Annotated in this window: 11 protein-coding genes; 6 read left to right on the forward strand and 5 right to left on the reverse strand. The window is 67.4% G+C overall.

Annotation, left to right across the window (positions count from 1 at the left end; all coding sequences use genetic code 11):
• Positions 1–55: 55 nt before the first annotated feature.
• From CRP29_RS15395 to CRP29_RS15405, 3 genes are all read right to left on the reverse strand, one after another.
• Positions 56–2,539 carry a DEAD/DEAH box helicase gene (locus CRP29_RS15395; protein WP_176522992.1) on the reverse strand — a complete coding sequence of 828 codons (2,484 nt, stop codon included), beginning with the start codon at positions 2,537–2,539 and terminating at the stop codon, positions 56–58.
• Between the two features lie 11 nt (positions 2,540–2,550).
• Positions 2,551–4,197 carry a site-specific DNA-methyltransferase gene (locus CRP29_RS15400; RefSeq protein ID WP_097195924.1) on the reverse strand — a complete coding sequence of 549 codons (1,647 nt, stop codon included), beginning with the start codon at positions 4,195–4,197 and terminating at the stop codon, positions 2,551–2,553.
• Positions 4,198–4,623: 426 nt separating this feature from the next.
• Positions 4,624–5,190: a hypothetical protein gene (locus CRP29_RS15405; RefSeq protein ID WP_141437149.1), complete on the reverse strand. Its 567-nt coding sequence runs from the start codon at positions 5,188–5,190 to the stop codon at positions 4,624–4,626.
• Positions 5,191–5,513: 323 nt separating this feature from the next.
• Here CRP29_RS15405 and CRP29_RS15410 point away from each other — a divergent pair, with 323 nt between their 5' ends.
• The 6 genes from CRP29_RS15410 (at position 5,514) to CRP29_RS15430 (ending at position 11,626) form a co-directional block, all read left to right on the forward strand.
• Positions 5,514–6,191: a hypothetical protein gene (locus CRP29_RS15410; RefSeq protein WP_097195926.1), complete on the forward strand. Its 678-nt coding sequence runs from the start codon at positions 5,514–5,516 to the stop codon at positions 6,189–6,191.
• A 520-nt stretch (positions 6,192–6,711) separates the two neighbouring features.
• A complete protein-coding gene (locus tag CRP29_RS22840; protein ID WP_176522993.1) occupies positions 6,712–7,245 on the forward strand; it encodes a PD-(D/E)XK nuclease family protein in 534 nt (177 codons plus the stop codon).
• Between the two features lie 176 nt (positions 7,246–7,421).
• Positions 7,422–8,969, forward strand: coding sequence for a Mu transposase C-terminal domain-containing protein (locus CRP29_RS22845; protein ID WP_176522994.1), 1,548 nt, complete (start codon positions 7,422–7,424; stop codon positions 8,967–8,969).
• Positions 8,959–9,759 carry an AAA family ATPase gene (locus CRP29_RS15420; protein WP_097195928.1) on the forward strand — a complete coding sequence of 267 codons (801 nt, stop codon included), beginning with the start codon at positions 8,959–8,961 and terminating at the stop codon, positions 9,757–9,759. Before CRP29_RS22845 ends, CRP29_RS15420 begins: the two co-directional genes overlap by 11 nt.
• Positions 9,756–10,922 (forward strand): hypothetical protein, encoded by a 1,167-nt coding sequence (locus CRP29_RS15425; protein WP_097195929.1) that lies wholly within the window; start codon positions 9,756–9,758, stop codon positions 10,920–10,922. The genes CRP29_RS15420 and CRP29_RS15425 overlap by 4 nt, the downstream gene beginning before the upstream one ends.
• Complete coding sequence (locus CRP29_RS15430; RefSeq protein ID WP_097195930.1) at positions 10,919–11,626, forward strand: hypothetical protein; 708 nt, start codon at positions 10,919–10,921, stop codon at positions 11,624–11,626. Before CRP29_RS15425 ends, CRP29_RS15430 begins: the two co-directional genes overlap by 4 nt.
• A gap of 160 nt (positions 11,627–11,786) precedes the next feature.
• Here the strand turns inward: CRP29_RS15430 and CRP29_RS15435 are convergent, their stop codons facing one another.
• On the reverse strand, positions 11,787–14,669 hold the full coding sequence (locus CRP29_RS15435) for a vitamin B12-dependent ribonucleotide reductase (RefSeq protein WP_097195931.1): 2,883 nt from the start codon (positions 14,667–14,669) through the stop codon (positions 11,787–11,789).
• A gap of 117 nt (positions 14,670–14,786) precedes the next feature.
• On the reverse strand, positions 14,787–15,284 hold the full coding sequence (gene nrdR / locus CRP29_RS15440; protein ID WP_097195932.1) for a transcriptional regulator NrdR: 498 nt from the start codon (positions 15,282–15,284) through the stop codon (positions 14,787–14,789).
• Between the last annotated feature and the right edge of the window lie 242 nt (positions 15,285–15,526).

A 15,526-nucleotide genomic window follows, 5' to 3' on the forward strand; every position in this document is an offset into this window, starting at 1 on the left:
TGCGTTCCCCTCATGCGGTTCTCGATACGCCAGTGGGCCCCTCGGCAGGGAGTCATCACCCGGTCACCTGTTTGAGTCCGACCCAGGATCCGGCGGCGTGCTTGACGTTGGTCTCGGTGGCGAATAGGTAGCGCCATTCGGCTTCGACTTCGCCGCTGTCGTTGACGTGCCGGACCCAGCGTTCGGCTGCTTCCTTCTTCGCCAGGACGTCCTTGTCGTTGGCTCGGACGTCAGCCTTGCCTTCGATGAGCCAGTGAACGCCATCGGTGTCGATGGCGATGAAGTCCGGGATGTACCGCTGGTTGGCGCCGTAGTTTAGGTAGGCGCCGTAGTGGGGCAGGACGCGGACCCACCAGGTGATCTCGGGGGCGGAGTCGAGCAGGTCGGCGAGCCGGTATTCGGTGCTGTAGGCGTCGAAGGCGGCTGCGGGCAGGATGCTCTTGGTCCAGCCGGTGTAGGGCTTGCCGGGGACGAACGTGGCCGCGTTCTGGACGGTGTACCGGTCGAGGGTCTCGGTGATCGACGGCAGGGTGCTGGGCGGGTAGCCGATCGACTCGATCTTCTCGACGATGCCGCTGGGCCGGTTCTTGTGCTTCTCCCGGACCAGGTGGAGGAACGCGTCGGTAGCCGCCTGGACTCGGCGCTGTGACCACTCAGCCGTCTCGGGATCGTCGACTCCGGCTCCGGCGAGGAACGCCCGGATGAGGCGCCGGACGGCGTTCTTCTCCTTCGTCTCAGGAATGACGAGGCCGCTACTGAGGACCTTGCCGGTCATCTCGGTGATGAGATCGACGACCGGCAACATCTCCTGGCTGGCGGCGATGTCTTCGGCCTGCTTGCGCGGCGTCACGTCGATCGCTTCCCCGCGTCGCTCGGCGACGAGACCGACCCGGTCGAGCGGGCTGGCGATCTCCGACCGGTAGTTCAGCCCACGGACGCGGGCATCGTCATCGGCGACGTCAGAGAGGGTGAACGGCTGCGGCTGGATCTGCTTGTCCAGGCGCGGGAAGAGGATCCGGGGAGCGTCGGAGCGCGGGCTCATGTCCTGCTGCAGCAGCAGTACGGCAGCCTCAGCCTCCTGGGCGCGGTCCTCGAACTCCTGGAAGACGAGACCGATGCTGCCCTCGCTGTCGGCGGCGCTGGCACCTGCGATGGTCAACTGGCCGGTGCCGACGATCCCGTCGACGCGGGTCACCTGATCGGCGGCCTGGCCATCGTTCGGGAGGGCGAGGTTCTCGCCGCCGGTGATGCTGGCTGTGCCGCTGACCTGGCCGGTGGAGGACTCGGCGACCACCTTCTCGGCGCGTTCCTTGAACGTCGCTTCCAGCAGCGCGCGGGCATTGGCGAGCAGGTCGTGGAAGCGCCGGTGTGAGAGGACCTCGACGCTGTCGAGCATCGGGACGCCGGTGCGGGAGCCGAACGGCAGGCGCAGGCCCCGGCCGAGGATCTGCTCGGACAGCGCCTGGGACTCCAGTGCGCGGAGGGCGCAGATGACGTAGATGTTCTTGACGTCCCAGCCTTCCTTGAGCATCTGCACGCTGACGATGGCCCGGACCGGGCTGGCGGGGTCTTCCACCTTGTCGAGAGCGGCGAGGGACTCGTCGGGGGACTCGCTGGTGACGACGAGGACGGCCTCATCGGAGCCGAGCATGTCCGGACCGCGCAGTTCGGAGGCGACCTCGTTGGCGTCGTCGATGCTCTCGCAGACGACGAACATGACTGGGTTGACCGGGTCGCAGTCCTGCTTGGCGCAGTACGCGACGAGAGCCTCGCGCTTGCGCTCCAGGAGCAGGAGGCCGTCGGCTAACTGGCGGCGCAGCGTGACCTGGCCGTCCTTCCGGGCCACCAGGACCGGGATCTTCACGTAGCCGTCGGCGATGGCCGCGGCGAGCGGATAGTTGTAGATGATCTGGTCGTCGGTGGTGTTCTCCGACGGGGTGGCCGTGAGCCCGATGAGCGCGAGCGGCTTGAGGTCCTTGACCGCGGCGGTGAACGCCTTGGCGTTCTTGCCGAAGTAGACGTGGTGCTCGTCGGCGATCACGACGAGGTCTGACACCTGCTGGAGGTGCTCGTAGAGGCTGCCGCCGAGGTTCTCGTCGTGCTCGCGGACCTTGCGGGAGGTGTTCTGCGTGGGCTTGATCAACTGCTGGACGTTGAAGACGAACACCTTGAGGCGGGTGTCGTCAGCCAGGGCGTGCGCGACCGCGCCACGGTCGAAGTCCTCACTCGTGATGACGAGCGGGTTTGACTCCAGCCCGTTCACGTACTTCGCGTGGCCGGGGGTGAAGTTGTTGACGGTCTTCCCGAAGACCGTCGTCCCTGGGGTGACGATCAGGATGTTCCGGACCCCGGACTCGTACAGGTAGTCCACGAGGGCTGCCGCGATGTAGGTCTTGCCGACGCCGGTAGCCAGATCGCAGACGCCGTCGAGCGGTTCGTCGGCCTCATCCAGGCGTCGGGCGACGGCTTCCAGGGCGGCCTTGTTGGGGGCGCGCAACTGGAGCCGCGCTGCGACCTCTTCGATGAGGTCGGTGTCCATGGGGAGGAGGGTCATTGGGCTGCCTTCCCGTGAGAGCGCACGCGGAGCAGGTCTCGCGGTGCGGTGCGCAGGCGACTGCCCGGTGACAGGGTCCTGAGCCGGTCCTGGGCGTCTTCGGTCGCGGCTTTCGCCACTAGGGTGAGGCGCTCGCCGTCGGCGAGGTGGGAGACGAGGAAGTCGACCTCGGTGTCTCCGGCGACCCCGTCTACGACGGCCAGCCGCATGCGGCCTTTCCGTCCGCTGAACGGGCGGCTCTCCGCGCCGAGGCGCTCGTAGCCCAACTGTGCACAGACGGCCTCAGCGAAGGCGCCGTTGGTGGCCCACTCGGCGAGCAGGATGCCGCCGTCCTCGTCGGCCTCGAACATCGACGGCCCGACCTCCATGACACGGAAGCCGCCGCCGCCCTGCCATCCGATCGATGCGGTAATGCCGCGGGGGTCCTCGTTGTTGACGACCTTCTCCAGGCGAGGACGCGTGTAGTCCGCCAGGTTCGTGGCGCTCAACTCTGAGGTGACCCATCGCCTGCCCATCTTGTGGGCGACCGCGGCAGTGGTTCCGGATCCGGCGAAGCAGTCCAGAACGATGTCACCGGGGTCGGTGGCGATGTGGATGACGCGCTCCAGTAGGCCCTCGGGCTTGGGCGTGGCGAACGCGGGCAGGTCGGGGAACATCTTGCGCAGGTGGTCGCGCTTGGCGGTCATGTTGCTGCCCACTTCGGAGGCGAGCCACAGGGAGCGAGGAACCACCCCGCCCTGCACCTCGGACAGGTAGCGCTTGACGATCGGCATACCGTCGCCGTCCTTGCCGAAGTACACGCGGTCCTCAGCCAGTGCACGGTCGAAGTTCTCCCGCGAGAACCGCCAGAAGACGCCCTTCGGCGGCACCACCGTCCGGCCAGACGGCAGCGCGACCTCGTAGCGCAGCGCGTCGGACCCGGAGCGAGCCGTGCTGTCTGCCCCTTGGAGCCACGGCCCCCGTGGGTCGTTGTCGGGATTGCGGTAGCGCTTCTCCTGCTCCGGCGTGCGCGGCAGGAGGTTGCGCTGCTTGCGCCAGATGCTCTTGTCCTTGGCGACGACCAGAATGTAGTCCTGCACGGTGCTGATGTCGGTGTCGTTGCGGCGGCCCGCGTCCGTCTCCCACACGACCGTTCCGACGTAGTTCTGACGGCCGAAAACCTCATCCAGGATGACCCGGCAATAGGCCATTTCGGAGTCGTCGAGATGCAGCCACAGGCTGCCATTGTCAGCGAGCAGTTCGTGGATCTGCGTAAGCCGGTCGCGCATCTGAGTGAGCCAGACGCTGTGTTCGACAGCATCGTTGTAGTGCTCGAACATCTGCCCGGTGTTGAACGGCGGATCGATGTAGGCGAGTCGGACCTTGCCGCGGTATTCGGCCGCGAACTCCGGCAACTCCTTCAAGGACGTCAGCGCATGGAGGGCGTCACCGCGGATGAGCAGGTTGTCCTTGGCGCGCTCGGCGTCCTTGTGGGTCTCACCCACCGTGGCGATGTCGTGGAGCAGCCGGACCTCGCTGACACGGTAGTCATCCGGCGTCGTCCACTCGTAGGTGTCCTCGCCGTGCGAGAGCAGTCGCTGGTCCTTGTTGGTCCAGGTCAGTTCGAGTTGGCCCTTGAGGCGCTGGTTGCGGATCGTGCTCACGAAGTCCTCGCGCCCGCCGTGGCCTGCTGCACTGTTCCGCCGTCCCTTCGAAGACCAAGCGCCTCCGCGGGCGCCCTGTACAGGGGTATCGGCCGACGCAGGCCGCTCCTGTCCCTGATCATGCAGGCCGACTACGACAGTCCGCGGCCTGGTCCACTGGGGACTGATCCTCTCCCCGTCGAATGGCGGGGCCGTGGAGCAGCGTGGGCGCGCCGCGCTGCGACCCCGACCAGCGGAGCCCAGCGCGGCGGTTCGAGCCAACAACCCTGGCTCGAAGGTTCGGGCCGTCGGTCATCCGGTCCGAGCCCCCGCAAGGGTCCGAGGGCACTGTCATCCCCCTCGGGCCCGTAGTCGAGCCGACGACGCCGGTCCGACGGGCCGGACGGTATCCCAGGTCGCCGACACCGCGCGGCGTGAGCGTCGCGATCAGGCGGTGCGGGGCTGCTGCCTGGCTGGCGGACGTCGGGCCAGGTGGCGCGGGAGCACCTCGTCGTTGGCGATACCACTCTGGATGGCGGCGTCCAGTTCCTTGGCGCTCCACATGAGGTTGTCGAGCCAGACCGGATCGCGGCCCTCCTGCTGGAGGGCGTGGTAGTGGCGGGAGGCGCGGGCAATGTGCGTGGCCATGGCGGCGGCTCGGATCCCGATCTGCCGTAGCGCCTCCCTGGGCATCTGGACCATGTCGTCCCGGACGACCGGGGTAGCCGGTGCGGCGGCGCGGGCCGCTTCGGCGGCTTCGCGCTCGGCTTGGCGGCGGAGCCGCTTCAGCAGCGGGTTGCGCTGCCGGAGGTGGTCGGGGCAGTAGGCCGATGTCGGGCCAGGTGCGGCGCTGGTGTCGCAGCAGCGACACCAGCGGGTGCCGTCGGCGGCGACGCGGGCGAGGACGGTGCGGCGCCCGATCTCCTCCAGCGACTGGACCGGGGCGTCTGGCGACGGTCGGGAGTCGAGTGGCGTGGAGGTGTCGAGCGGGACACCGGCCTGCCTGATCGTCACCGTGCGGGTCCTTTCGTCGTTTCCGTCCGGCTTCGTCGAGTGCCAGCGAGTGCCGTCGAGTGCCACTTCGGCCAGTTGTTGGACGGTCCGCAGCCCCTTCTCCCCCGAAATGGCCACCTGATCTCCGGATTTGTTGGTCGCTGACTTCCGTCCGAGCACGCGCTTGGGTGGTCGGGTGCCATCAAGTGCCATCGGTCGCGTGTGGCGCCGGACGGTCCACGCGGCACTCGATGGCACTTTCGCCGGTACGTGTCTGATCCGGGCGATTTCCTGTTGGCCGTCAGCAATCCCGCTGGCTTCACGAAGACGCAGGAGCAGACCTGATGAAGAAGTTCACGACCCGCGACGGATTGCCGTTCACGTTCGAACTGGCCCGCACCGAGATGCCGGTCGTCGACGGCAGCCACCTCGGGCGCTATTGGCTGTTCACGCTGGTGGACATCCACTTGGGCGTGGTCATCGACGCCACGGTCGGCAACCCCGCGATGTGTTACCCGCCGGAGGACGGGTCGATCTGGGAGTTGCTGGACTTTATCGGGGAGGACACCGAACTGCTGACAATCAGCATTCCGGACGCCTCGGTGCTAAGCGACGACGAGTTGGCCGCCCTGCCCTGGGGTGAGGAGATCCGCGTCGTCCGTCGCAGCCCGGATGCACGTCTGCACCCGGTGCACGAGGCGGCGATCGGTGTGCTGCTGAGTGGACCCGACGTGCACGCCGACCCGCCGGCGTTCGACGCCTGGTTCGAGCATGCGCTGGAGGAACTTCAATCGTACAGCCAGTTCGAGCACACCTTCGGCGAGCGCGGTGCTGTCGGCTACATCCCGGACGCCTCGTACCAGCAGTCCAGGACAGGAGACGCGGACAACCCGCACAGCGGGCACGACTTCGACCCGTGGTGCTGCGGGCTGGCGCGGCTTCAGGCGCTCCAGGCGCCGCGTCCGACCGCGGCTTCGCCGAGCGAAGCGCTACTTCCCTCTTACGGCGAGAACAACGCCTGATGATGGCCAATATCAGCAGTCCGCTGGGCTCCGGTCCCGACGGCGAAGCAGTGCCGGGGATCTACCTCTTCGGGGGGACGCCTCCTCCTGGGGACACTGCCGAGGCTGCACCGGACTCTTACTCTGCGCCTCAGTTCGAGGCCGATATTGAGACGGAGAGGAGGCACGGCAATGCGATCAACAGGGTTCTTGCGCTGGTTTCGCATTCGCATGGGCGGGCTCATACCCCTGCCCTGACGCCTCCCTATTCGCCTGATCAGTCAGGTCAGGGGCGCCCAACCGTCAATCTGAGCGGAGCGCCCATGACCACCCATAGGAACAACGCAACCCCTACCGCGCTGCGGCTGCCGGTAACCGGCACAGCCACCCAGCGTGTGCGCTGCCATGCGCAGTTTTCGAAGGTCGAGCCGACCTTCGTGCTCGGGGCCCGGGCATGACCGCCCGGCACGTAACGGCAGCACGCCTGCACGGCAGCGGGTCGACCTCGGCCTCGAAGACGACCGGCGACGTGCGGCCCGGAATGAGCACCTGGCACGTGGCGATCGGCTCACTGGTTCACCAGTGCGCGGGCGCGCTCGCCGAGCACCGCGGCGAGCAGTCGGGGGTGATCGCGCAGCGGGCGACCGAGTGGGTGAACTCGGCTGCCCGGGACACCAGGGTGTTCGGCAACCTGGCGAAGGCCCGCGCTCAGATCACCTCTCTTGCCTGCGCCTACCTGCACCGGTACGCGCCGGACGCGGACGCCGACTACCTCGGTGCCGAGATTCCGTTCGATGGCGGGCGGGTCGACCTCGTCTGGTCGATCCCTGGTCTTGGGGTCGTCATCGACGAGTTGAAGACGACCGCGTGGGTGCGCCTGAACGTGGACGCCTCGATGCTCGCGCAACCGCAGCGGTACCGGGAGTTCGGCGTGCAGAAGTGGGGCTCCGGGTTCGCCGGGGTCCGGTTCCTTCCCCTGCGGAATCCCGGCGAGGCCCGCTTCATCAGCGCCGACGGAGAGGTGCACCGGCTCACCGACTCCCCTGCCGCGACCGTGCGGAAGGACGCGGCATGACCCACACCGAGAAGGACGCGGTCGTGCGCGCTGCGCTGTCCTACCAGTCGACCTACGGCGGAGTCCTGCCGAACTTCGCCGTCGAGCAGATCGCCTCGCACGCGGCGATCACGCCGCGGACTCTGCGCCGCTGGGTCGCCGACTACCAAGCGCAGACCGCCGAGCGCGACGCTGCGATGAGCGCGGCGAACACGCCACGGACGGTCGACCCGCGGCGGCAGGACGACAAAGACGGCCCGTTCCAGATCAACGAGACTCACCTGACGGCCATCAGGTCTGTGCTGAATCGGAAGGAAGCGCACGCTCTTCTGTGGCCTGAGGAGGACTCCCCCGGGCGGATCTCCTACACGACGTTCACGCGGGCCTTCAAGAACCTGCCCCCGAGCATCCGCGAGGGCATTCTGCATGGCTGGGACGCGATGGGACGGCACCAGGTGTACCTGTCGATGACCGCTCCGCACCGGAACCACACCTGGCACCTGGACTGGACCCAGGCCGACGTATGGGTGAGCCTGCCGCGCGGTCAGGTGGTGCGCCCCTGGATCGGCATCGTCCGCGACAACGCCACCTCGATGCGCCTGGCCGCGGTGGCGTACGTGGGCCGCCCGAACGAGGACGCGATGTGTGATCTGCTCGCGACGGCAGCCACCACCCGCGAGTACGTCCTGGACGGTGAAACGATCCTGGTTGGCGGGCTGCCCGTGCAACTGGTGCTCGACAACGCCCGGGAGCACTTCGCGGAGGCCGTGACCCGCGGGGCGGTCATGCTCGGTGTCGTCGTGGCACCGACGAAGGCGTTCTACAAGCACCAGAACGGTCCGGCCGAGTCCACGTTCAGTGGCCTGAACAAGCAACTACTGGCAGGGCTGCCCGCCTACACCAAGGGCGGCAACGGCGATGATGGAAAACCGCTGCTCTGTCCGGACACCCCAGACAAGATCGACCCGGACACGATCCTCACCATCGAGGACCTGCAACAGCGTCTCGACGGCTGGCTCGTGGAGAAGAACACCACGGGCCGGGTGCACCGCCTGGGCGACCAGTTCCCCATCGTTGCCTGGCAGGACGACCCCACCGAGATCCGCCCCGTCGCCGTCGAGACAGTGCGCGCCATGATGATGCGCGCCTCGTTCAACCGGGCGATCAACGGCGAAGGCATCCGGTTCCGCGGCGTCGACTACCTCGCACCTGAGTTGAACGCCTACCGGGAGAAGGGCTTCAAGGTCACCGTCCGGTACCTGGCCCGCGAGACCCGATTCATCGAGGTCTTCGACGGCGACACGTGGGTCTGCCGCGCGTACGACCGGAGGCTACTGACGGAGACACAGCGTCAGGCCATCCTCCGCAACCGCGAGCGAGACCTCGACCTCCTCAAGCGCGTCAACGCCGCCGCCGTCCAGGACCGCATTCACCGGAACGCCACCGGCGACGACACCGCCGCCTACGACGGCGACATCGACCCAGACGTGCAGGAGGCGGTTGACGAGGCCATCGCCAACGTCACCGACCTCAACGCCCGCCGCGACCGCGGACGCGGTGCAGAGACAGTGGAGCCGTCCGCGGCTCCACGGGTCGACCCCACGACGCCCCAGCGGACGAAGCGGTCAATCGCACCCTCTCGGACGAAGTCCGAGGAGAAGCGCCGCGACAAGAAGATCCAGGACGCCAAGGAGCGCATCAGCAAGCGCCCCGGCTCGAACTTTGGTGGCATCAATGACGACTGAACTGACCGCCATCGGCCGCAGGTCAACGCATGACTACAAACAGCGGCCGGATCTGAACGCCCTGGTCCTTCCGCCTCATCTCGAACTCGATCATCCGCTGGTACACACGCCCAGTTTCCGGCACGCAGCGAGCGCCATGGCGGGCCTGCTTGCCAGGAACAAGATCGGGCTGATCGACGGACCGCCCGGCACCGGCAAGTCGACGTTCGCGCAGTGGGCCGCTGAGCAGAGTGATCGGCCCAGCGCGATCGCGGTCATGCCGGAGGACCCGCGCCCCCTCGATCTGCTCCGGATCAGCATCACCGCGGTCACCGGACACAACCCGACCGGCAGCAACAAGACCGAGATGGAAGCCGAACTCGCCGAAGCCCTCGGCGAATGGCAGGGCCTGCTCGTCCTCGACGAAGTCCAGAACGTCCGCATCAAGGGGCTGACCGAAGCGCGGTACATCCACGACATCACCCGCCCCCGGTTCCCGCTGCTACTCGTCGGCTACGGAGCCATGGCGACGGTCCGCGAGAACACACCACTCGACTCCCGGATCCGGCTTCGCCGCACATTCCGGACACTCAGCGGCCAAGACCTGTTCGACACCGTTCGGACCATCGACGACCGGCTCGCAACGGTTCCCGACGACGTCATCCGCTACGCCGACGACAAGTTCGCTCGCGGAAACCTGCGTCAATGGGTCGACCTCATCGAGACCCTGCAGGACTGGAACGTCACCGCACCGACGCGGACTGACTTCGACGATGCCATCGTCTCCATCGACGAGGAGGCCGCAGCATGACCGCGCTTCTTCACTACGAGGCCCCGCAGGGGAAGGACTTGGCCGGGCTCGTTGATCCCGTTGCCCTTCCGCGGGCCGTACGCGCCATCGCTCGCCCCAACGCCAAGTCGATCCACTCGCTGGCCGCCGACATCATGCGCAGCCTCGGCGCGACACGAGACCTCTACAGCAAGGCCCAGGGGTCATACACCCTGCTCAACACCGCCAGCGCATGGTCACTGGCCCACGGCGTCACCGACGTGTACCTGGGTGAAGTCCAAGACATGGACCGCAACGGCATCCTCGAAAGCCTCGACTTCTCCCAGCGGATCGGCGCAACCCTGCACCTGATCACCGGCTACGGCCAGGTGTCCGTTCACGCGCAGACGATCGAGCAACTCGGCGGCATGACCCGCCGCTTCACCGACCTACCCGCCGAACTCCGCCACCCCACTCCCCCGGCACCACCCGGGCCGGAAGACGACGAGGCTGACATCGAGATCCCCGACGACGACTGGATCTCCTACCGCTCCACCTACCGGTCCCTCTGGCCAACAGACCTTGTGGCCACCGCCGACCGCGTCTACCTCGACGCCTACCGGACGGCCCGCCGCAGCACAGCAGCGACCGAGGAAGACATCGCTCGGCTCATCGCCCTCCTGTGGCAGCGGCACGGCTGCACTCCGCTGCCCGCGATCACCGCCATCCGGGCAGCCCAGGCTGGCCTCTTCCGCAACGGCCTCAACGTCCGCGTCAGCCGCGGCCACCTCGAACGGTTCCTCCGCCTTCGACTGGTCAACCCGCTCACGCCCGAGCACTACCAGGCCCTCATGACCTACGCCGATCCGTGGCGTGCCGCCGCCGCGGTACTGCACGCCCACCACGTCAGCACCGAGGACACCCTCGCGCTACGCGCACTCGACGTCGAACCGGACGGAACCATTCCCCGTCTGGGCACGACGATCGACCACGGTGCACGCCCCATCCTCGCTGCCCAGCGTTGGCTTGAACTCATCACCGGCGATGAGAACCCCCCGCTGATCGACAAGAACGCCAACGCCACCCGCGCGGGCATCCGCAAGGTCACCAGCGAACTGAGACTTCCCCTCGCCACGAACTGGCAGACCTTGCGTTCCGACCGGTGGCAGCACAACTACGGGATCCGGATGGCACCAATCGCATGAAGATCGACTTCGAGCGGGACCTCATCACCGACCGCATGAACATTCTCGGACTCTCCGAGCGCGCAATCGTCCAGAAGACCAAGATCCCGTACTTTCAGTTCCGGCAAGCACGCAAGACCGGACAGTTCGACGGTCATGTCACGCTCTCGCAGATTCACCGACTCGCGTTCGAACTCGGACTGACGGTCGCCGAACTGCTTTCCCCGCCGAGCCCGGCCGAGCCCGACCAGGACGGGGCATCCGAACAAGAAGAACGAACCTCGCCAACAGCCGACGCACAAGTCCTGATCCCCGTACTAGTGTCGGTACCGAGGCTGGCGTCGATCATCCACGCCGCCCGCACACTCGGGTGGACACGCGAACGCATCGAGGACGCCCTGGCTTCGATCCCACCCGTGCTCGAAGGCACCGGCCTGCGACTGCACAAGATCAACGGTCGGGCGACCATCACGCCAATCGACTCGGCCAAGTCACTGCTTCAGGTCATCGGTCGGCTCCAGACCACGACCTCCGGCCTCAACGCGAGCCAGGCTCGCACGCTCCTGCGCATCACTAACGGTGAGCCGGTCTTCCACCGCAACATTGGCAATCAAGAGAAACTCACCCTCGGGGCACTGAAGAACATGGGCTGCATCGAACTCGACGAACAAGCCCAGTACCGGCCCACCGCCGACATTAGGCTCGCGCTCCCCGACATCGACTAGCGCCCACAGCAAAGTGAGAGGGCGGGCGACCATCCGGTCGCCCGCCCTCTTACTTTCGCCCTGCTACCGGTGTCATTCCGCTGCAACTATCGGTGACAGAATGCTGCAATCGCGGTGACAGAACCGTGCAACTCCGGTGACAGAACCGTGCAACTCGCTATCAGCTGCAGCCGCTGGTGGAGCCGCAGCCCTCGCAGACGTAGCAGCTGCCGGCGGGGCGCATCTTCGTGCCGCAGGTCATGCACAGCGGCGCGTCGGTGGCGGTGCCGGTGACCAGCTCGAGGAGCTCGGCCGAGGAGTGGGCCTCCTTGACCGACTTCGGGCCGGAGGGGGTGACCTTCTCCTCCACCTTGGCGGTCTCGATCGGCGCAGAGCCGCGGAGCTCCTCCAGGTCGACCTCGTCCTCCTCCGCCACGGCCGTGGTGCTGGCCGACGAGCCGTAGGAGCCGGCGACCTGGGCGGCCCGCTCCTCGGCGGTGAAGATGCCGAGGCCGGCCCGCTTGTCGACGGGCAGGTGGTCCAGCGCCAGGCGACGGAAGATGTAGTCCATCACCGACTGCGCGATCCGGATGTCCGGGTCGTCGGTCATGCCGGCCGGCTCGAAGCGCATGTTGGTGAACTTGGAGATGTAGGTCTCCAGCGGCACACCGTGCTGCAGCGCCAGCGAGATGCCGATCGAGAAGGCGTCCATGACCCCGGCCAGGGTCGAGCCCTGCTTGCCGAGCTTCAGGAACACCTCACCGAGGCTGCCGTCCTCGTACATGCCCGCGGTCATGTAGCCCTCGGCGCCGGCGACGCTGAACGAGGTGGTGACGCTCGTCCGCTTCTTCGGCAGCCGCTTGCGGACCGGGTGCGAGAGCGCGGCCGAGACGGTCGCCTCGACCTTGACCTCGTCCTTGGTGCCGTCGTTCTTGCCCTTGCCGCCGGACAGCGGCTGACCGACCTTGCAGTTGTCGCGGTAGATCGCCAGCGCCTTGAGGCCGGACTTCCAGCCCTCGAAGTAGATCTTCTCGACGTCCTCGATGGTCGCGGTCTCCGGCATGTTGACCGTCTTGCTGATCGCGCCGGAGATGAAGGGCTGCACCGCGGCCATCATGCGGACGTGGCCCATCGGGGAGATGGCCCGCTCGCCCATGGCGCAGTCGAAGACCTCGTAGTGCTCGGGGCGCAGGGTCGGCGCGTCCACGACGTGGCCGTGCTCGGCGATGTACTCGACGATCGCCTCGATCTGCTCCTCCTGGTAGCCCAGGCTGCGCAGCGCCCGCGGCACCGTCTGGTTGACGATCTGCATCGAGCCGCCACCGACGAGCTTCTTGAACTTGACCAGCGAGAAGTCCGGCTCGATGCCGGTCGTGTCGCAGTCCATCATGAAGCCGATGGTCCCGGTCGGGGCGAGCACCGAGGCCTGGGCGTTGCGCCAGCCGTTCTCGCCGCCGATCTCGAGGCAGTCCTGCCACTGCTGGGTGGCCGCACGGAGCACGTCGGCGTCGTCGGCACCCACCGGGCGGATGGCGTCGTTGGCCGCGGAGTGCTTGCGCATGACCCGGGCGTGGGCGTCGGCGTTGCGGGCGTAGCCGTCGTAGGCGCCGACGATGCCGGCCAGCTCGGCCGAGCGACGGTAGGCGGTGCCGGTCATCAGCGAGGTGATGGCCGCGGCCAGGCTCTGGCCACCGCGGGAGTCGTAGGCGTGGCCGGTCGCCATGAGCAGCGCGCCGAGGTTGGCGTAGCCGATGCCCAGCTGGCGGTAGGCGCGGGTCGTCTCGCCGATCGGCACGGTCGGGAAGTCGGCGAAGCAGATCGAGATGTCCATCGCGGTGATGACCAGCTCGACGGCCTTGATGAAGTTCTTGGAGTCGAAGGTGCCGTCGTCCTTGAGGAACTTCATGAGGTTCAGCGACGCCAGGTTGCACGAGCTGTTGTCCAGGCTCATGTACTCCGAGCAGGGGTTGGACGCGTTGATCCGGCCCGTCTCGGGGTTCGTGTGCCAGTCGTTGATCGTGTCGTCGTACTGGATGCCCGGGTCGGCGCACTCCCAGGCGGCCTGGGTGACCTTGCGGAACAGCGTCTTGGCGTCGACGGTCTCGATGACCGAGCCGTCCATGCGGGCGCGCAGGCCGAACTCGGCACCCTCGTCCACCGCGCGCATGAACTCGTCCGAGACCCGGACGGAGTTGTTGGCGTTCTGGTACTGGACGCTGGTGATGTCCTTGCCGCCGAGGTCCATGTCGTAGCCGGCGTCGCGCAGCGCGCGGATCTTGTCCTCCTCGCGCGCCTTGGTCTCGATGAACTCCTCGATGTCCGGGTGGTCGATGTCGAGGACGACCATCTTCGCCGCGCGGCGGGTGGCGCCACCGGACTTGATGGTCCCGGCGGAGGCGTCGGCGCCGCGCATGAAGCTGACCGGGCCGGAGGCCGTGCCACCCGAGGAGAGCAGCTCCTTGGAGGAGCGGATGCGGGAGAGGTTGAGGCCGGCACCGGAGCCGCCCTTGAAGATCAGGCCCTCCTCGCGGTACCAGTTGAGGATCGAGTCCATCTCGTCGTCGACGGCGAGGATGAAGCAGGCGCTGACCTGCTGCGGGGAGCTCGTGCCCACGTTGAACCACACCGGCGAGTTGAAGCTGAAGTACTGGTGCATGAGCATCCAGGTCAGCTCGTGCTCGAAGATCTCGGCGTCGCCCTCGCTGGCGAAGTAGCCGTGCTCGCGACCGGCCGCACCGTAGGTGAGCACCACGCGGTCGATGAGCTGGCGCAGGCTGGTCTCGCGCTGCGGGGTGCCGACGGCGCCGCGGAAGTACTTCGTGGTGACGATGTTGGTGGCGTTGATGCTCCACTCGGAGGGGAACTCGACACCGCGCTGCTCGAAGTTGATCGAGCCGTCGCGCCAGTTGGTCATGACGACGTCGCGGCGCTCCCACGTCACGTCGTCGTAGGGGTGCACACCGGCGGTGGTGAAGACGCGCTTGATCTTGAGGCCCTTGCGGCTGGGCGCCTTGGGGGTGCGCCGCGCGCGGGTCCCGGCCAAGCGGTCGTCGGTCTCGGTCATGGTGTGGAGCTCCCTGGTCTTGGCTTTGGATGTGTCGTGCGAGGGAGATCGGAGGGCTGGGGAAGAGCCGCGATCGGTGTGCTCTGACTGATGTCTAGCCGGAGGGTCTGACAGTTCTCAGGTGCCGGCGGAGCCGCCGGCAGGGCCGGGCGCGGGATCGACGCCCCCGGTGGTGCGGGCCTTCAGCTCGGCGATCTCCTTCTCGAAGTCGGCCACCGAGGTGAAGGCGCGGTAGACGCTGGCGAAGCGCAGGTACGCGACCTCGTCCAGTTCCCGGAGGGGCCGCAGGATGGCCAGCCCGACCTCGTGGCTCGGCACCTCGGCCGCACCACTCGCCCGGATGGTGTCCTCGACCTGCTGGGCCAGCAACGCCAGCTGGTCCTCGTCGACCGGCCGGCCCTGACAGGCCCGGCGGACTCCGGCGACCACCTTGGAGCGGTTGAACGGCTCGCTCACGCCACTGCGCTTGACGACGGCGAGGACGGCCTCCTCGACGGTGGTGAACCGCCGGCCGCACTGGGGGCACGAGCGGCGACGACGGGTGGTGGCCCCCTCGTCGGCCTCCCGCGAGTCGATCACCCGGCTGTCGGGGTTGTGGCAGAACGGGCAACGCATCGCGGTCCACCTCCTTCGGCGACTCCTCGTCCGGGAGGACCCCTGTGGACCCTCCTGGGGACATCCGGTGGACGCCGCGGGGAGAACCTGAGGACCAGCCTGTGGACAAGGCTTACAGCTCTGTAACTACTAGATCTAGTGGAACCCTAAGCCTGGCCCCACTAGATGTGCAAGAGCTGCCACCGTCGGCGTGTTCCGCCCTGACCCTGCCGTCACCCCCAGGAACAGGGCTTCCCAGCAGT

It is taken from the genome of Blastococcus aggregatus, from assembly GCF_900221005.1.
Lineage (GTDB): Bacteria > Actinomycetota > Actinomycetes > Mycobacteriales > Geodermatophilaceae > Blastococcus > Blastococcus aggregatus.